Origin of the sequence: Aquiflexum balticum DSM 16537 (genome assembly GCF_900176595.1) — a bacterium.
Taxonomy (GTDB): domain Bacteria; phylum Bacteroidota; class Bacteroidia; order Cytophagales; family Cyclobacteriaceae; genus Aquiflexum; species Aquiflexum balticum.
This window is the reverse complement of the sequence record NZ_LT838813.1, coordinates 5,059,089-5,075,399: the sequence shown is the minus strand read 5'-3', so window position 1 is coordinate 5,075,399 and position 16,311 is coordinate 5,059,089. Positions and strand designations below refer to the sequence as shown.

At 37.2% G+C, this 16,311-nt stretch carries 17 protein-coding genes and 1 tRNA gene; 16 read left to right on the top strand and 2 right to left on the bottom strand.

Translation table 11 applies throughout. The annotated features are described in order from the left end of the window. Positions 1-39 precede the first annotated feature (39 nt). The 3 genes from B9A52_RS21430 to B9A52_RS21420 all read left to right on the top strand — a co-directional run bounded on the left by B9A52_RS21430 (position 40) and on the right by B9A52_RS21420 (position 2,117). Complete coding sequence (locus tag B9A52_RS21430; protein ID WP_084122620.1) at positions 40-1,302, top strand: metallophosphoesterase; 1,263 nt, start codon at positions 40-42, stop codon at positions 1,300-1,302. 85 nt (positions 1,303-1,387) lie between these two features. Then, on the top strand, positions 1,388-1,750 hold the full coding sequence (locus tag B9A52_RS21425) for a DUF4174 domain-containing protein (RefSeq protein ID WP_172805260.1): 363 nt from the start codon (positions 1,388-1,390) through the stop codon (positions 1,748-1,750). Between the two features lie 139 nt (positions 1,751-1,889). Further along, positions 1,890-2,117 carry a hypothetical protein gene (locus B9A52_RS21420; protein WP_084122617.1) on the top strand — a complete coding sequence of 76 codons (228 nt, stop codon included), beginning with the start codon at positions 1,890-1,892 and terminating at the stop codon, positions 2,115-2,117. A gap of 57 nt (positions 2,118-2,174) precedes the next feature. Here B9A52_RS21420 and B9A52_RS21415 read toward each other — a convergent pair whose 3' ends face one another. Next, positions 2,175-2,591 (bottom strand): CBS domain-containing protein, encoded by a 417-nt coding sequence (locus tag B9A52_RS21415; RefSeq protein ID WP_084122616.1) that lies wholly within the window; start codon positions 2,589-2,591, stop codon positions 2,175-2,177. A gap of 342 nt (positions 2,592-2,933) precedes the next feature. On the opposite strand from B9A52_RS21415, the gene B9A52_RS21410 reads away from it, so the two are divergent. After that, positions 2,934-3,007, top strand: a tRNA-Pro gene (locus B9A52_RS21410). Positions 3,008-3,133: 126 nt separating this feature from the next. Beyond that, positions 3,134-4,522 carry an ATP-binding protein gene (locus B9A52_RS21405; RefSeq protein ID WP_084122615.1) on the top strand — a complete coding sequence of 463 codons (1,389 nt, stop codon included), beginning with the start codon at positions 3,134-3,136 and terminating at the stop codon, positions 4,520-4,522. A gap of 4 nt (positions 4,523-4,526) precedes the next feature. Here B9A52_RS21405 and B9A52_RS21400 read toward each other — a convergent pair whose 3' ends face one another. After that, positions 4,527-4,874, bottom strand: coding sequence for a hypothetical protein (locus B9A52_RS21400; protein WP_084122614.1), 348 nt, complete (start codon positions 4,872-4,874; stop codon positions 4,527-4,529). Between the two features lie 174 nt (positions 4,875-5,048). Here B9A52_RS21400 and B9A52_RS21395 point away from each other — a divergent pair, with 174 nt between their 5' ends. The 11 genes from B9A52_RS21395 (at position 5,049) to B9A52_RS21345 (ending at position 16,274) form a co-directional block, all read left to right on the top strand. Next, on the top strand, positions 5,049-5,624 hold the full coding sequence (locus tag B9A52_RS21395; RefSeq protein WP_084122613.1) for a DUF4255 domain-containing protein: 576 nt from the start codon (positions 5,049-5,051) through the stop codon (positions 5,622-5,624). Then, positions 5,625-6,620, top strand: coding sequence for a hypothetical protein (locus B9A52_RS21390; RefSeq protein ID WP_084122612.1), 996 nt, complete (start codon positions 5,625-5,627; stop codon positions 6,618-6,620). It abuts the gene before it with no gap. Positions 6,621-6,651: 31 nt separating this feature from the next. Next, the gene (locus B9A52_RS21385; protein ID WP_084122611.1) at positions 6,652-8,235 is read left to right on the top strand and encodes a phage tail sheath family protein; all 1,584 of its coding nucleotides are present in this window, start codon (positions 6,652-6,654) and stop codon (positions 8,233-8,235) included. Between the two features lie 71 nt (positions 8,236-8,306). Then, a complete protein-coding gene (locus B9A52_RS21380) occupies positions 8,307-8,759 on the top strand; it encodes a phage tail protein (RefSeq protein ID WP_084122610.1) in 453 nt (150 codons plus the stop codon). Between the two features lie 3 nt (positions 8,760-8,762). Further along, entirely contained in the window at positions 8,763-9,248 is a 486-nt protein-coding gene (locus B9A52_RS21375; protein WP_084122609.1) for a phage tail protein, read from the top strand. Between the two features lie 4 nt (positions 9,249-9,252). Next, positions 9,253-9,435 (top strand): DUF5908 family protein, encoded by a 183-nt coding sequence (locus tag B9A52_RS21370; protein ID WP_084122608.1) that lies wholly within the window; start codon positions 9,253-9,255, stop codon positions 9,433-9,435. A gap of 3 nt (positions 9,436-9,438) precedes the next feature. After that, positions 9,439-10,101 carry a CIS tube protein gene (locus B9A52_RS21365; protein WP_084122607.1) on the top strand — a complete coding sequence of 221 codons (663 nt, stop codon included), beginning with the start codon at positions 9,439-9,441 and terminating at the stop codon, positions 10,099-10,101. A gap of 4 nt (positions 10,102-10,105) precedes the next feature. Further along, the gene (locus B9A52_RS21360) at positions 10,106-11,899 is read left to right on the top strand and encodes a phage baseplate assembly protein V (protein WP_084122605.1); all 1,794 of its coding nucleotides are present in this window, start codon (positions 10,106-10,108) and stop codon (positions 11,897-11,899) included. A gap of 10 nt (positions 11,900-11,909) precedes the next feature. Continuing rightward, complete coding sequence (locus B9A52_RS21355) at positions 11,910-12,209, top strand: PAAR domain-containing protein (RefSeq protein ID WP_084122604.1); 300 nt, start codon at positions 11,910-11,912, stop codon at positions 12,207-12,209. A gap of 1 nt (position 12,210) precedes the next feature. Next, a complete protein-coding gene (locus B9A52_RS21350; protein WP_084122602.1) occupies positions 12,211-12,624 on the top strand; it encodes a GPW/gp25 family protein in 414 nt (137 codons plus the stop codon). A gap of 20 nt (positions 12,625-12,644) precedes the next feature. Then, entirely contained in the window at positions 12,645-16,274 is a 3,630-nt protein-coding gene (locus B9A52_RS21345; protein ID WP_084122600.1) for a hypothetical protein, read from the top strand. Positions 16,275-16,311 lie beyond the last annotated feature (37 nt).

Sequence of the window (16,311 nt, the reverse complement as noted above, 5' to 3'; positions counted from 1 at the left end):
CTTCATTAGTTGTATATCTCCTGAGCTATTATCATTTGTATGAATCAAATTGGATCAATTATTTTTCTTGTCGCCTTAATTCTGTTTTCAACATTTCTAAACTGGTATGTTTTCCAGGCTGTTAAAACAGTTACTTCGGGTATAGAAGCCGAGCGGATCAGACAATTCATTCATTTTGGGTATTGGATTGTTTTTGGGAGTATCACTATTTGGGTAGTCATAACCTTTTTACAGATATTCTCTGCCGGTGAGATAAACTCCTCTACACAATCAGCCCTCAATGTATTTTTGACGGTGGTGGTAACGCAATTGGTATGTGTAGTTTTTTTGTTTGGGGAAGATATTGTCAGAAATCTACAGGCAGGTATAGGTTTTTTTCTTAATGGGGCAAAGGATTTTACTTTTCCCACTCGTAGTAGTTGGGTAAGTGTGCTGGCAATTTTAGTGTCCTCAATTCCTTTCTTCAGTTTTGTGTATGGTATAAATTTCGGTAAGCATAATTTCAAAGTGCAGAAAGAAGTCATCTATTTTGAGGCCCTACCTGATGCCTTTGATGGTTTTACCATCACCCAGATATCAGATATTCATTCCGGAAGTTTCAGGAATTTGGAGGCGGTTCAAAAAGGCATTGATCTGGCCAAATCCCAAAACTCAGATTTATTCGTATTCACAGGAGATTTGGTAAACCATAAAGCCGAGGAAATAGACCCTTTTTTGGAAAGTTTTTCTCAGATAAAAGCTCCATATGGGCAATTTTCCATATTGGGAAACCATGACTACGGGGACTATGTACGCTGGCCTAGTAAGGAAGCAAAATCGGAAAATTTTGAAAACTTAAAATCAAAGCATTCCAAATTGAATTACAGATTACTGTTGGATGAACATGTGACTATAGAGAAAGATGGTCAAAAAATCCAATTGCTGGGAGTAGAAAATTGGGGAGTCGGATTCAAATCCAAGGGTGATCTGGAAAAGGCATTGGTAAATACTTTCCCGGAAGATTTTAAAATACTGCTTTCGCATGATCCCTCTCATTGGGATCAGGAAGTGAAAAATCATCCAAATACCATCCATCTTACACTTTCGGGACATACTCATGGAATGCAATTTGGCATTGATACTCCAATCTTCAAATGGAGTCCGGCCCAATACCGTTATCCAAATTGGGCAGGTTTGGTGGAAGAATCAGGCAGATATTTATATGTCAACAAGGGATTCGGATTCCATGCTTTTTCAGGCAGGGTGGGAATATGGCCTGAAATCACCTTGATTGAATTGAGAAAAGGGAAAAGCAGATCTTAATTCCATAACAATCCGTAGCAAAGAGAGTTAAATGTCTATGGCAATATTGATTCTTTTCTTCTGTTTTTCATTATTCCAATCGGACATGGAAAAGATAATTTTAGAAGATCTGAAGTGGAAAAATAGGATTGTTATTCTTTTTGATGATCAAGCCGACAAAAAAGTTTTCGAATTTGAGCACTTGGAAGAAGACTTTAAGGAAAGGAAACTTGTTTATTTTATTCTTGGTGAAAATTTTCAAAGCAATTCCAATTTCACATTTTCTCCTGAATATCAAAAAGTGCTCAGATCACGATACCAAATTCTTTCTTCTAAAAACAGTTGGGTACTTATTGGTTTGGATGGTGGAGCAAAGGTGAAAAAGGAAGGGGATCTGGACTGGGAATTTATTCTTAGAACTATTGATTCCATGCCCATGAGACAATCGGAAATCAGGGACGGGAAATAACTTTTTATCTTTTAGTTTAAAGTGATTCCGCAGGTAAATTAAGTTGGATTTTCCTTTAAAATTGTTTAAAAACCCACTCTTTGGTATTTGGAAATCTCATTCTCTTTTATAGATTTGATAAGAAATAAACCTCAAAATCATGAAATTCTTTTATCTCGCTACGAAAAACAATAATCAGGATCAATTTGAAATCCATGATAGAGAGTGTCCAAAAATCCCCAACATTTTGGAGCGCGATTATCTTGGTCCTTTCAATAATTCCATGGAAGCTTTAAGATATGCAAAAATGATGAATCCCAAAGCAGTCATCTGTAAGAATTGCTGCCGGGAAGTACACCGTCAAACCTTAATTTTTACTACTGTTTAATTCTGGAGTTTCGCCTACCTACACGTGTTTTTGAAAAGTATCGCTTGAACAATTTTTTTAATATTGCTTGAGCAGATATTTGATCACATCGGTGGTAGTTACTATTCCCTTCAAGATGTCATTTTCCACTACAGGAAGTGCATGATATTCTTCATTTGCAAAAATCTCAGCAATGGATTTAATCGGGTCATCCGCTGCAACAACCCTTGGCTTGGAGGTCATTACCTGAGGGATTGATAGAATCTCCAGGACTGCCTCATCTACGCCCTCCTGATTATCGAACAAAGCTCCGAAAGTCAACCTGTTGATATCTGTTCTGCTTATAATTCCCACTATTTTATTGCCCGATAAAACCGGTAAATGCCTTATTTTATGTTTTCTGAACAATTCAAGAACTTTGGTCAGTTTTTCGTTCTCCTGAACGGTAAATACATCTTTGGTCATAATGTTATTTACAGGTTCTCTATTTTTCATGGCTATTTTTTTTTGATTTATTAATACTAAGCTATGGAGATAATACCTTTCAAATGCTGATGAAAGTCATTTTTAAAGTTGATTTTAATTTTCTGTATCAATTTTAATTTGGCTTATCTTCAACGAGTTATTGCCTTTTAGAACTTCCTGTACCCAAGATTTTCCAAACTCATTTTATATTCTTATCGGAAAACATTAATTTCGAAACCAAATCAGAGTGTATCCCTCAAACTATTGGGAAACATGGTTTTCTCGATATAAAAACTGATTAAGCTTTCGGGGTGTATCCCGATTACTATCGGGACTGGTAGTGTACTTGAGAGAAAAACTGATTAAATAATTCGGGGTGTAGCGCAGCCTGGTAGCGTACTTGCATGGGGTGCAAGGGGTCGCTGGTTCGAATCCAGTCACTCCGACAAATGAAAGCTCACAGTGATGTGGGCTTTTTTTATTGGCTAAATACCTATCAAAAATAAGCGGATTTTTCTTTACTTTAATTACTGACTAACTTGTTGACTTGAGTCATCTTAATTTTTCACTTTATGGAAAATACAGCTAATAAAAATAATTATTCATCAGAAATAAAAAGTCAATACAACTCCTTGAGTTTGGAAAAAGAATTGGATTGGTTTCAGAAAATATTGCTGCTTCGTGGTAAAATAACTTTTGAAGAATCATCCCAGGAAGAAGAACTTTCCCGAATTGAACTCCCGGATTTAAACAATGATCCCTCTGACTATGCCAATTTGGTGAAGAAATACGATATGGGGCCGGAAGAAAGAGTTGTACTCATACTTTCTTTAATTCCTCACATAAGGCCTTCAATTCTGGATATTTTAAATTTAAAAAATCAGAATTTTGATATACCCTTTACCGAATTTGGTGGGATGAAAGCTGAAAGGCATAAAGGTTTTTTGCCAACAGGCGAAACGGCAATCTTTTTATTGGCAGGGACCGACCTTGACAAGCGGTTTTCTTTGATGAGACTTTTCGATAAAGACCATTTTTTGGTCAAAGAAAAAATCATCTACTTGGACAGGGCGGTTCCCGGTGAACCCATACTAAGTGGTTCTTTGCAGTTAAGCAAAGAATATCTTTTTCTATTGACTACTGGGGAAGTTTATAAACCTGATTTTGATATGGATTTTCCCGCAAAGAGAATTACTACACAGCAGGATTGGGAGGACGTGGTGTTGTCCGCTCCGGTCAATGAGGGAATTTCAGAAATAAAAAACTGGTTGCGGTTCGGCAAAGAACTAAAAAACAACTTCAAATTCGGCAAAAAAATCAAAAATGGATTTAAGGTACTTTTTACAGGACCTCCAGGTACTGGAAAGACGCTGACAGCTAGTTTACTGGGAAAATCATGTGCAATGGATGTTTATAGAGTGGATTTGTCCATGGTTGTTTCCAAATATATTGGAGAAACAGAGAAGAATCTTTCAAAGGTTTTTGATATGGCGGAAAACAAAAACTGGATTTTATTTTTTGATGAAGCAGATGCTTTGTTCGGAAAAAGAAGCCAAACTACCGATTCCCATGACCGCTATGCCAATCAGGAAGTTTCCTATCTCTTACAGCGGATTGAGGATTTTGATGGTTTGGTCATTTTGTGCAGCAATTTCAAAAACAATATCGATGAAGCTTTCTTCAGAAGGTTTCAATTGGTTCTTGATTTTGAAATCCCTGATCATAGACAAAGATTTGTCCTTTGGAAAAATGCTATTACAGATGAGTTTCAATATGATCATCCAATTGATTTGGAAGAGTTGTCTGAAAAGTTTGAGCTGACAGGCGCGGGGATTATAAATGTATTGCACTTTTGTACCCTGAAAGCATTGGAGAGGGGGGACAGATTGATTTTGAAAGAAGATATTCTTGCAGGCATTAAAATTGAAAAAATCAAACAGGGGAAAAGTATCCTGCATTGAAATTTTATTTTTTGGTTTTTAAAAAATATTCAATGATCACATCATCGTTTTTTTCAGGTTTGGCCTTTTGCAGTTCTGTAATCAATTTCATTAGGTTTTCATTTTTGTATTTTTCTTGGTTAAGAAGCTCTGAATTTGTTTCCAACTGAGCAGAAAGTCTTGTTATTGTTTTTTCTGCATTAGTGAAATCATCTTCAGCATTGTTTAGTTTTTCCTCTAATTCCTTAATTCTAAGTTCCTTTCTTTCAATACCTTTGCTCAAAAATTTATTGTTGTTTTTCAAAGAAATAACTGCAAAAAACAAAATAATAGTCAGGATTATAAGCGGAATCAAGTATATAATTTCAATCATTTTAAATTATATTTAATTAAGAATTTAATTACAAAAATAGTATTTACTGTAAAATAACATAAAAATAGTTTTTGTTTTGTAAAATCGTTAGGATTGAAAATATATATTTTTTACATTTCAATATAAACGTGTATAAAATTCGGTTATATATGTTTTTACACCAGATTTTTAGCCATGATTGATATTACCTTGACTTATCTCAGAGATTTACTAAATCAGCATTTGAAAAACAATTTTGCCTTGACTGAAAACAAGGTAGTGCTTTCTAATCTGGTTGAGAATGATGGTTCATCTTCGCGTGATGTGGAGGACAAAGTTGTTTTATTTCTTATCCAATTGGATGAGGAAACTTCCTTAAAAAATTCAACTGGTAGGGGTGGTATGACAGGTGGGGCTTTTGCAGAACGTAATCCTCCGCTTTTTCTGAACCTACATATTTTTTTCTGCACAAATTTCAAGGGTCAGAATTACGTTGAAGGTCTCAATTATCTTTCGGCAATTATCAGGTATTTTCAACAAAACAGGATACTGGTTCCCTCAGCTTCGTTGGGTTTTTCCAAAAGTATCGAAAAACTAAGTTTTGAGCTTTGTAAGTTGGATTATGATCAGATGAGCAATATATGGTCTTCAATCGGTGCCAAATTGCTTCCCTCGGTCATGTATAAGGTTGGCATTGTCGTAATGGATGATTCTCCAATCAAAAAAGTTACCCCCGCTATTTCAGGTACCGATGAAAATGTGACCAATTAAATGCAAAATACATTTTCAATCATATCGACCTTTCAGATCAAACATGAATATTTCACCCAAAGGGAACCAGGAATCTTTCAGTTAACTATCCCTTTGAATTCAAAAAAAACATTAAATAACCTGAATCTTCTTATCAAGTCATTTAATAATGGGTTTCACCTCCTGGGCGGAGATATTTCTTTATTGAAAGATGATTGGAATCCGATCCATTTCCATTTTTCAATTCAAGATCCACTTTTCTTCAATTACACTGATCTGGAAGATTTTAAGCCTGGAAAATCCCTGGTTTATCTCAGCAACAAGGTTGTTTACCAATTAGAAAAGCTTGGGGAAATGAGGTTGAGCGAAGAAGAGTTTGTGGGTAAAAGGTCCTTGGTCACAGTAAAGCAGGGTAATATCCAATTTAATGACTTATCAATAAGCGACATCTATACCCTTACTGATGAAAGCGGAAATGTACAGGATGTAAGTGCGGGAGGCCAATTTCAAAATGTTTCTTATGAAGAAGGGTTATATACTTTATCAGGAAAGGATTTAACCCAACAGTTTTATTTTTTTCCTGAAAGAATATTTAGATCTCCTGATCTGGTTTTCACAATTTATCCGGCCGATTTGTATGAACAGTACCAACAAAACGGTTCAATTCATTTTCTAACCCAATTCAAAAGCAGGATGACCAAATGGAGGTATATTCTCACTGATCCTATTTATAAGAAATTTCAAAAATTAAGCATCATTGATATCAAAAAGAAAACAATTCCATTTGAGGAGAAAGAAATTAATCTCAACGGCATGGGTAGCTTCAGATGTTTTGAGTCTATCGAAAGCATAATACTGCAGGATTATAATTCCGGTTATTTCCAATTGGTTGAAAAACCTGATTCGGATCCCAACAATGAGAAAATAATCCTCAAAGCTCTTCCCAGGGCCTCCCCGGAAATGATCATTCAAGAAGGGTTACATCAGAAAGATCTTTACTCACATATTTTTATTTAAACAATCATTTCACATTTAACAACAAACAAACATGGCACAACCACTAATGACACCAGGTGTTTACATCGAAGAAAAAAACGCCTTTCCAGGATCCGTTGTTGAAGTTGCTACTGCTATTCCCGCTTTTATCGGGTATACAGAAAAGGCTTCCAGAAACGGAAAATCCTTGGTAAATAAACCGACCAGGATTACATCGTTTGCCGAATATTTGGAACTCTTTGGAGGAGCATTTTCTCCTATTTTCAATCTCACTGATCCACAGGATGGTGACAGGGCTAAAGTGACAATTGGGGATACCGAAAAGTCCATCAAATATGCAGATGACAATAATTTGCTTTTTTATAACAGCATCAGGTTGTTCTTTGCCAATGGTGGTGGTACCTGTTATATCGTTGCAGTAGATACCTATAAAGGAAAGCCGTCTTTGAAAATTGATAAAGATCAGCTGTTAGGTCAAAGCAAAGACGCAAACGGGAAGCTTATTGAAGGGGGTTTATTGGCTTTGGTCAAGGAACAGGAACCGACTATGATTGTTATTCCGGAGGCAGTTTTGTTAGGCGAAGATTGTTATGAGGTTTACAAACAGGTATTGGCCCATTGTTACAAAATGCAAAGCAGGGTAGGTATTTTCGACCTCTTTGATGGCTATATGAGTAGGGATGAAGGTGAAGATATCATAACAGTTTTTAGAGAAAAGATCGGTTCTGCCTATTTGAATTATGCTGCTACTTACTATCCTTGGCTTGAAACAAGTGTGGTTCAAAAAGGGGAGGTTACATTTAAAAACATCGATCCCAAATTGGATTTGTCAACTCTTCTGCCCGAAGAAAGAGCTAAATCGCTTATAGCATCTTTTCCAAAAACCGACGATGAGTTCAAAGCGGCACTACAGAAAGAGCAGCCTAATCTGACAGATATTGATGATGCGACACTAAAATCTTATATAAAAAACAAAGAAAATAACCATCATTTAGGCTTGGTGGCCACCAGTCCTACATATTCAACTATCTTGGAAGAAATAAGGGCAATTATGAATCTGATGCCTACTGCACCTGCCATGGCCGGAATCTATACCATGGTAGATAATAGCAGAGGGGTATGGAAATCACCTGCAAATGTTTCCCTGAATTCGGTGGTCAAACCATCAGTTAATATCACCCATGATCAGCAGGAAGATCTGAATGTCAATGCTGTTTCCGGGAAATCCATCAATGCTATCAGAACCTTTCCGGGAGTTGGTACTTTGGTCTGGGGTGGAAGGACTTTAGATGGCAACAGTTTGGATTGGAGATATGTCAATGTCCGAAGGACAATGATCATGTTGGAGCAGTCCATCAAATTGGCTCTTCGGTCCTATGTTTTTGAACCCAATGACGCCAATACCTGGATCACAGTAAAAAGTATGATTGTCAACTTTCTGTTTGAAAAATGGAAGCAGGGTGCATTGGCAGGTTCTTCACCGGAAGATGCATTCGATGTACAGGTAGGTTTGGGAGCGACTATGACAGGATTGGATATCTTGGAAGGCAAGATGTTGGTCTCAGTCAAATTGGCGATTGTGAGACCTGCCGAATTTATCGTAGTTACTTTCGAACAGCAGATGCAAAAATCATAAAAGTCGATGGATTTCAAATTCATCTTTCATATTAAAATTCATAAAATCAAAAATTATAAAACATTAAAATTATGGCAGGAGAAGCACAAGACAGCAATTGGCCACTACCCAAGTTTTACTTTAAAGTAGACTTGGGAAGTGCCACAGACGTTCCTTTTCAAGAAGTAAGCGGATTGGAAGTTACAGCGCAGCCGATAGAATACAGACATGGCAATAGCCCGGTTTTTTCGACTATCAATATGCCCGGAATAGTCAAAAACAATAATGTGACTATGAAAAAAGGCGTTTTTGCCAAGGACAACAAGTTTTGGGATTGGTATAACAAAATTAAGATGAATACTGTCGAGCGCCAAAATGTGGTCATCAAGCTATGTGATGAGGGTGGGAACCCAACCATGACATGGACCCTAAACAATGCTTGGCCCACCAAAATCAGTTCGACTGATATGAAATCGGATGCCAATGAAGTAGCGGTGGAGACCATCGAAATTTCCCATGAAGGGCTTACCATAAGCAACGGATAAATCATGATAAATACGAGTTTTTTTATTCCTGATTATGTGCCGCCAACTGCATTCCATTTTGCTGTTGTCTTTCCGGGTAATCCCCCTTTTGACAGCAGTTTTCAGGAAGTATCAGGTTTAAAAGTAACTGTAGAGACTATGGAAAAAAAGGAAGGTGGTGACAATGTCTTTGTCCACCACCTTCCAAAGTCCATTAAATATGATGATTTAGTTTTGAAGAGGTGCCTGATGAAAGGTTCGAAGTTGGATAGTTGGTGTAGAGACGCCATTGAAAATTTCAAATTCAAACCATTGGATATCAGTCTAAGGCTACTTTCTTCAAAGGCAGTGAAAGTTGGAGGAACCAGTATTCCTATACCTTTGGCAGTTTGGAGTATTGAACAAGCTTATCCCATTTCATGGGAATTGGGTGGTTTAAACAGTACAAAGAATGAATTGGCAATTGAGACTTTGACTTTGAAGTATAGGAAATTCACTAAAACCTTCTAGAAATATGACGCTGATTATCAAAGAACTTATAATTAAAGGGGAAGTAATTGAGGACAGTTCTCCTTTTGAAGGAAAGAAGATGGAGGAAGAAGTTCTAAAGGAATATTTGACTCAAATGAAAAAAGAAATTGAGCAGGATTGCTTTGAAAGACTTTTGGACAAACTACAAAATCAAACCCACAGATAATTTATGTCAGAGGGTAAAATAAATAAGGTCAAGGTGATTGCTTATAAAGATCCTGATTTCAAAGATAAATTGGGAGATTATGAGGTATTGGTAAACCCGGAGAAAACTGCCAAAAAAGGACAATTGAATTATTCCACAAATACTACTCCGATAGGTAGCAGTGCAGATACCGTCAAGTTCAAAGGAGGAAGATCAGAAAAATATGAGTTCAAGTTCTTTTTTGACAGTACCGGAATTATTTCAACAAAGAAAGTGGATGACCAAGTCAACGAACTCAAAAACCTGATGTACACTTACAATGGGGATATTCATGAACCCAATTACATTAAGATATTTTGGGGCACCCAATTTGAATTTCAAGGTCGCTTGTATTCATTTGATCAAGTCAATACCATGATGGATACGGACGGTACTCCGCTTAGAACGGAAATCAAGGCTGTATTTATCTATTCGGTTTCCCCCGAGAAAAAAGCATTGGAGGAAGGCAAAAACTCATCTGATCTTACACATATCAGGACAGTGGCAGCAGGCGACAATCTTCCCTTGATGTGCTATCGGATTTATGGGGACAGTAGTTTTTATATTAAAGTAGCACAATTCAATAAATTGAATGATTTCAGGGATATCAAACCTGGAGACCAAATCATTTTTCTACCTGTAATCTAACCCAATGACTGATATACTCAAAGAATCATCCGAGCCAATTTCGCTGTCCATCAAGGTCAATGGGAAGGTATTGAAAGATACGGTAGAAATACTGTCGGTTATAGTTTCCAAGGAAGTAAACAAGGTTTCTAATGCCCAGTTTCGTGTAGTGGATGGAGGTGCATTTGGGGTTTCGAACGAATCTTTTACAAATGCAGAAGGCTCTGATTTTGTTCCGGGCAATGAAATCGAAATAGAGATGGGATATGGAAATAGTAGGGAACTTGTCTATGCCGGAATTTTACTTTCCCAAAGAATGATTGTGAAGAAAAACAAATCTTATTTGGAAATATCCTGTAAGGATAAAGCAGTCAAAATGACAAAGGGAAGGTTCAGTAAAATTTATACTGATGGAACGGACAGTGATGCATTCGGAAAAATTGCAGCACAGTTTGGTTTGAACAAAGACATCGACAGTACCACTGAGACTTTTCGCCAATTGGTTCAGCATTATTGTTCTTATTGGGATTTTATTCTCATGAGGGCGGAAATGAACAATCAAATAGTCATCACAGATAATAATAAACTTAAAATAAAAAATATTGACCTCAGTTCTTCACCGGTAATTTCCATCCAAGCGGACATGGTTGTCTTGGATGCTGACTTGGATATCGATGCGGAGGATATAGTTAAGGAGTTCAACTTAGTGTCTTGGGATGAAAGCAATCAACAGATTACATCCACCACATCAAACGTGAGTGATTCCCTTAATCTAGGAAATATAACTGTCCAAAAACTTGCTGAAGTACTTTCTGGGATATCAAGCAACCGGATAAGTTCTGCTTCTTTGACCAAAGGGGAATTAGAGAATATCGGCAAGAGTGCCGTGAACCGGGTGGTATTGAATAAAATCAAAGGAAAAATACAAGTTCCCGGAACCTCAAAAGTCCATCCGGGAGACATTGTTGAATTAATAGGATTCAATCAAAGATATAATGGGAATGCTTTTGTTTCCAAAGTAACGCACGAATTAGAAGAAGGGGATTGGATAACTACCTTGTATATAGGGATGTCCTCAAGGTTTCATTCATCCTTTCCTGAATTGGAGGAACACGAAGCCGGTGGAAATTTACCTGCAGCAAAAGGCTTACTAGTTGGTAAAGTGATAGCCATTCATGAAGATCCCGATGCAAATTATAGGGTCAAAATTACCATGCCTTCCTTTAAGGGAGACACTGAAGAGTATGTCTGGGCAAGAATGACATTTGACTATGCTTCCAATCAATGTGGGTTTTTCTTTTATCCTGAAATCGGGGATGAGGTATTGGTAGGTTTTGTCAATAACGATCCGCGTTTTCCTGTGATAATGGGTGGTCTTTACAGTAAAAAGAACAAACCAAAACAGGAACCTGATGAAAAAAACCAATTTAAATCCATTGTTACCAAATCAGGGATTTCCATAAAGTTTGATGATGAGGATAAAATTCTGACCATCGAAACACCCGGAGGCAACAAATTGGTGATGAATGATAAAGATAAATTGATAGAGGCAGAAGACTTGAATGGGAACAAATGGACCATGAATGAAAGTGGCATTTCCTTGGATAGCCCAAAGGATATAAAAATAACCGCAAAAGGGAAAATCAGTCTTGACGCCACTGCCGAACTGGGTATTTCCTCCAAGGCCGATGTAAAATGTAAAGGCATGAATGTAAGTCATGAAGCTCAGGTTGGATTCAAAGCGGCAGGAAATGCCTCTGCTGAATTATCTGCTTCCGGCCAGACTACTGTAAAGGGTGCCATGGTAATGATCAATTAAAAAGAAATATATGCCGCCAGCTGCTAGATTGACCGATATGCATACTTGTCCGATGCAGACACCCGGACTGCCGCCTATACCACATGTGGGCGGGCCAATCATCGGACCCGGAGTTCCTACAGTTTTGATTGGTAAAATGCCTGCGGCTGTTTTGGGTGATTCGCTAGTCTGCGTGGGTCCTCCCGATAGCATTGTCAAAGGATCTGCCACGGTAATGATAGGAGGGAAACCTGCTGCTAGAATGGGGGATTCCACTGCACATGGAGGAAGTATTGTATTGGGTTGTCCAACAGTTATGATCGGTGGGTAATATGGATAAATCAGAAAAATCTTTTTTGGGTAAAGGTTGGGCATTTCCTCCGGCTTTTGACATTCAGACAAAATTCGTCCGGATGGTATCTGAAGAGGAAGATATTCATCAAAGCATCCGGATCATTTTGGGGACAGTCCCGGGGGAAAGAATTATGAATCCCAAATTTGGGTGTGGTATAATTAAACATGTTTTTGAGACAACAGATGCAACAAGTATTACCATCCTCAAAGATTTGATATATGATGCCATACTATATTATGAACCCAGGATCAAATCTGAAAAAATAGATATTCTAACTGATAAAATTGAAGAGGGTATTCTTCTTGTTCATATATCCTATAGAATCATCATCACCAATACAAGAAGTAATATGGTTTATCCCTTCTATGCTACCGAGGGGACTAACTTATAAGAAAAAGAACAGCTGATAAAATGAGCCAAGGAGTAAGTCAAAGTGGAAGGTTTCAAAAAGCAATGGAAGGTAAGTACTTTTCAGTGGATGAACGTTCTATGCTTGATCTTCTCCGATTTACCATTCAGTATGCAGAAAGAGTAAGGTATTTTGATTTTAACAATCAGCCTTCAAATACCTGGAGACCATTTTTCTTGAATGATCCGCTATTTGTTATAGCTATGATTGCAGGGACGGACCTGCAACCATTTAAGACTAGGCACGATTCTTTGCTTTATAAACTTAATGAATCCAATGATTTTCAAAAAACTGAATTGGAAGAGGCTATAGCCACCAATATTCTGCAGTTGGCCAATTATATCAAGACCTGGAATGATTTGTTGGTAGATTCAAATTTTTCCGGTCCATTATTACAGGAAATTCAAAACAGCTTAAAATATTTAAATGATGACCTTGCCAGGGTACTTTCCAAACAAAAAAAGATAAGGGCAATGGATTTGGGGATTTCCGATACTTTTCTCCAGGAAAAAGATCAGGATATTATACTTTCTGAGGCATTTAAATCTGTGTTTAAAAGCTTGCTTTTTGTTAAGAAAACAGCCGAAGATAGATTTGAAACCGAATTATTTGAAAGTCAATTTCACCATCCACATATCGGACTTTTGGTTACTTTTTTTAAACTTTTTGAAGAAATTCAAAAGGATGTCAATGAATTTACCCAAAAACATCTGGACTTTTATTATAAAAAACTTCTTGAACAAAAGCCCAAAAAGAAAAATCCAAGTACAGCAATTGTTGGTTTGCAATCAATTGTCCCAGGAGTGGAAAATTCATTTATTCCAGAGGGTCAGCAGGTTAAGTTAGTTTTTGACAATAAACAGGAAATTGATTTTGAAAGTATTTATGGTGAATGGGTCAGCCAAGCAAAAATCGCGGAAATACGAACCTTGTTCAAAAGCTTCTATACACCTTTTTCAGAATCAAGGATAGAAGATGGTACCTACCTAAACATCATTTATGATGGATTGCTGTATGAAGGAATCCCAACTCCGAAAGTCAACTTAAAATTGAAAAACCAGGATAAGTTTCCGGCTTCTCTGGGAGAGGATCAACATTTAAAAGGAATATCTGAGCGGACACTATGGGAAAGCAATATTGGAATTGCCATTTCTTCGCCGGTTTTGATAGTTGAAAACGGCAATTTCAAGGCCATTATAAGCATCAATTTATCAGAAAGTTCTTTAACAGCATTTGAGTTTGAATTGAACAAACTAAGGATTTTGAAAGAAAAGCTTCAATGGAAGGACGAAATCCAAGAGAAAACCGGGAATAATGATTTGGCGTCTTTTGTTAAGTTGTTTTTGTTGGATTCTTTCAGATTATCCTATTCAACTCCGGAAGGATGGAGGGATCTTCCAGGTTTTTCCATTACATTCAACAGAGGAGAAAAATGTATCGAGTTTGTCTTTGAACTTGCCAAAAATGAACCAAGTCCCGCCATTTACAACAATGAAATCCATGGTGGAAATTATGAATCGGAATGGCCGATTATAAAGGTATTGATCAACAATGAGGCTTCTCTGCCTCCATACAGGTTGTTACAGATACTTGAGGCTGAAGAGGTGGCAATAGAGGTACAGGTATCCGGTGTGGAACAAATGCAGATTTCCAACCAATTGGGAGACCTGGATATAGGAAGTCCTTTCCAACCTTTCGGACCATTGCCCGATGTGGGATCAAAACTCAAAGTCAGCAATCCGTATCTTATTTCCAGATATCTCTCAGAACTCATTTTCCACTTTAAATGGAGCGGGTTGCCCCTCATTAGAAACGGCTTTAGGGAATATTATAGCGTATATCCCCAAAGATTTGATGATCAGGATTTTGTATCTGAAATATCAGTGCAAAGAGGGAAAAAACAGGTCATGCACCATAAATCCTATCAGGAGTTCAGCCTTTTTGTTTCTGAAGAAAGAGAGGATGGGTTTTACTTACTGCCGACCAAAACAGTGGAAGTGGATCTGGAAAGTTTTGATGTGGAGAAAGGTCCGGGGCTGTTGCCTGACGAAAGGGATAAAAATGACCTTGCAGTGATTTTTTCTTTAAGCAAACCTTATCAGGCTTTCGGTCATCATATCTATTCAGAACTTTTTGCGGATGTTTCCATGCAAAAGAGCAGGTTCAAGAGAAGGAAATTAGAATTACCAAAGCAGCCTTATACGCCTGTTTTGGAACATCTGTTGGTTGATTATAAAAACTATACCAAAGAAAATATTTCAAGGGGTAAAATTACCAAATCCGTCAATATCAAACTTTTTCATATCTATCCTTTTGGCCATGTACTGGTTTACCCGGCATCCTTGGAATCATTCTCTTATTTAATGCCCCAGATCAAGCACAAAGGTAATCTTCTCATTGGCCTGACTGATATTAAAGCGAATGAGATACTCAATATCGGTTTTGAACTTGAAGAAGCAATATATCCCATATCCGCTATTAGATCTCCTGATTTATATTGGGAATACCTGGATAAAAACAGATGGAATTCTTTGGAGGATATGCTTCTGGAAGACAGTACCCAAGGAATGGTAAAATCAGGAGTGGTAAAAATAAAAATACCAGGGACTTTTAGTGTATCCAACACAAGGCTTTCAAGTGGTAAATTTTGGATCAGGATTGCATTTGATGGACAAACCGATTTGAACTCCAAAATAAAAAATGTATTTGTGAATGCTTTCAGAGTTAAAGAAAAAACTCAGGATGAAGCAAGCAGGATTGAAATTGAAAAAGAAGTAAAAGTCAAAAAAATTGAATTGATTGGAGGAAATCCTAATATCAATTCTTTCGGGATTTACGATTTAACAATTGTACCCACTTCCGGGGATTCTGAAAAAGACTATTATACAAGGTCCAGTGAAATCCTCAGACATAAAAACAGGGCTTCAACCACTTGGGATTTTGAAAGGATTATTTTAGACCAATTCCCTGAAATAGAAAGGGTATTTGTTTACAGCAGAAGCACATTTCCTGATAAGCTACTGAAAGGAACAAGTCTTCAGATAGTTGTGATTCCAAGATCTGAATCTTTAGGGCTTGCAACCAACAGAAGAGTTCCTTATGAACTTTTGGGCCGGGTGAAAGATCATCTTTTGTCCAAAACCTCCGCTTTTGCAAGATTTGAGGTTTCAAACCCTGTTTTCGAAAAGCTTAAAGTGAGATGTAGTGTCAAGTTTACCAAAGAATTCCAGCAACAATCCGGATATTTCAGAGACAAGCTCAATAATGAACTGATAACGTTTTTGTCCTCATCTTCTACCTATAATCGAAATAATACCGAAAACTTTTATTCTATTTCTAAATCTGAAATATTGAATTTCATTGAAGGTCGGGATTATATAGATTTTGTGACCCAACTTTCGGTATTACAGTTAGTGGAAGTTCAGGGTTCATTTAATGTGATCGATACTGCGATAAAATACCACGGGAAAAATCTTGAAATATTAAGGACCATTTCTCCATACGCAGTGCTCATTTCTGCGGAAAATCATCAGATTAATCCAATTACTGATCAGACAATTTTGGATCCCGAATATGCAAGTATTGGCGATTTGTCCATTGATTCTGATTTTGTGGTAATTGAAAGGACTTAAGTAAAAAATTGAACCAAAAGGAAATCGAAATCTGATT

Bases quoted from the DNA above. Each gene is read 5' to 3' on its own strand.
- B9A52_RS21430 (WP_084122620.1), top strand. From the start codon at position 40: ATGAATCAAATTGGATCAATTATTTTTCTTGTCGCCTTAATTCTGTTT.
- B9A52_RS21425 (WP_172805260.1), top strand. From the start codon at position 1,388: ATGGAAAAGATAATTTTAGAAGATCTGAAGTGGAAAAATAGGATTGTT.
- B9A52_RS21420 (WP_084122617.1), top strand. From the start codon at position 1,890: ATGAAATTCTTTTATCTCGCTACGAAAAACAATAATCAGGATCAATTT.
- B9A52_RS21415 (WP_084122616.1), bottom strand. From the start codon at position 2,591: ATGAAAAATAGAGAACCTGTAAATAACATTATGACCAAAGATGTATTT.
- B9A52_RS21405 (WP_084122615.1), top strand. From the start codon at position 3,134: ATGGAAAATACAGCTAATAAAAATAATTATTCATCAGAAATAAAAAGT.
- B9A52_RS21400 (WP_084122614.1), bottom strand. From the start codon at position 4,874: ATGATTGAAATTATATACTTGATTCCGCTTATAATCCTGACTATTATT.
- B9A52_RS21395 (WP_084122613.1), top strand. From the start codon at position 5,049: ATGATTGATATTACCTTGACTTATCTCAGAGATTTACTAAATCAGCAT.
- B9A52_RS21390 (WP_084122612.1), top strand. From the start codon at position 5,625: ATGCAAAATACATTTTCAATCATATCGACCTTTCAGATCAAACATGAA.
- B9A52_RS21385 (WP_084122611.1), top strand. From the start codon at position 6,652: ATGGCACAACCACTAATGACACCAGGTGTTTACATCGAAGAAAAAAAC.
- B9A52_RS21380 (WP_084122610.1), top strand. From the start codon at position 8,307: ATGGCAGGAGAAGCACAAGACAGCAATTGGCCACTACCCAAGTTTTAC.
- B9A52_RS21375 (WP_084122609.1), top strand. From the start codon at position 8,763: ATGATAAATACGAGTTTTTTTATTCCTGATTATGTGCCGCCAACTGCA.
- B9A52_RS21370 (WP_084122608.1), top strand. From the start codon at position 9,253: ATGACGCTGATTATCAAAGAACTTATAATTAAAGGGGAAGTAATTGAG.
- B9A52_RS21365 (WP_084122607.1), top strand. From the start codon at position 9,439: ATGTCAGAGGGTAAAATAAATAAGGTCAAGGTGATTGCTTATAAAGAT.
- B9A52_RS21360 (WP_084122605.1), top strand. From the start codon at position 10,106: ATGACTGATATACTCAAAGAATCATCCGAGCCAATTTCGCTGTCCATC.
- B9A52_RS21355 (WP_084122604.1), top strand. From the start codon at position 11,910: ATGCCGCCAGCTGCTAGATTGACCGATATGCATACTTGTCCGATGCAG.
- B9A52_RS21350 (WP_084122602.1), top strand. From the start codon at position 12,211: ATGGATAAATCAGAAAAATCTTTTTTGGGTAAAGGTTGGGCATTTCCT.
- B9A52_RS21345 (WP_084122600.1), top strand. From the start codon at position 12,645: ATGAGCCAAGGAGTAAGTCAAAGTGGAAGGTTTCAAAAAGCAATGGAA.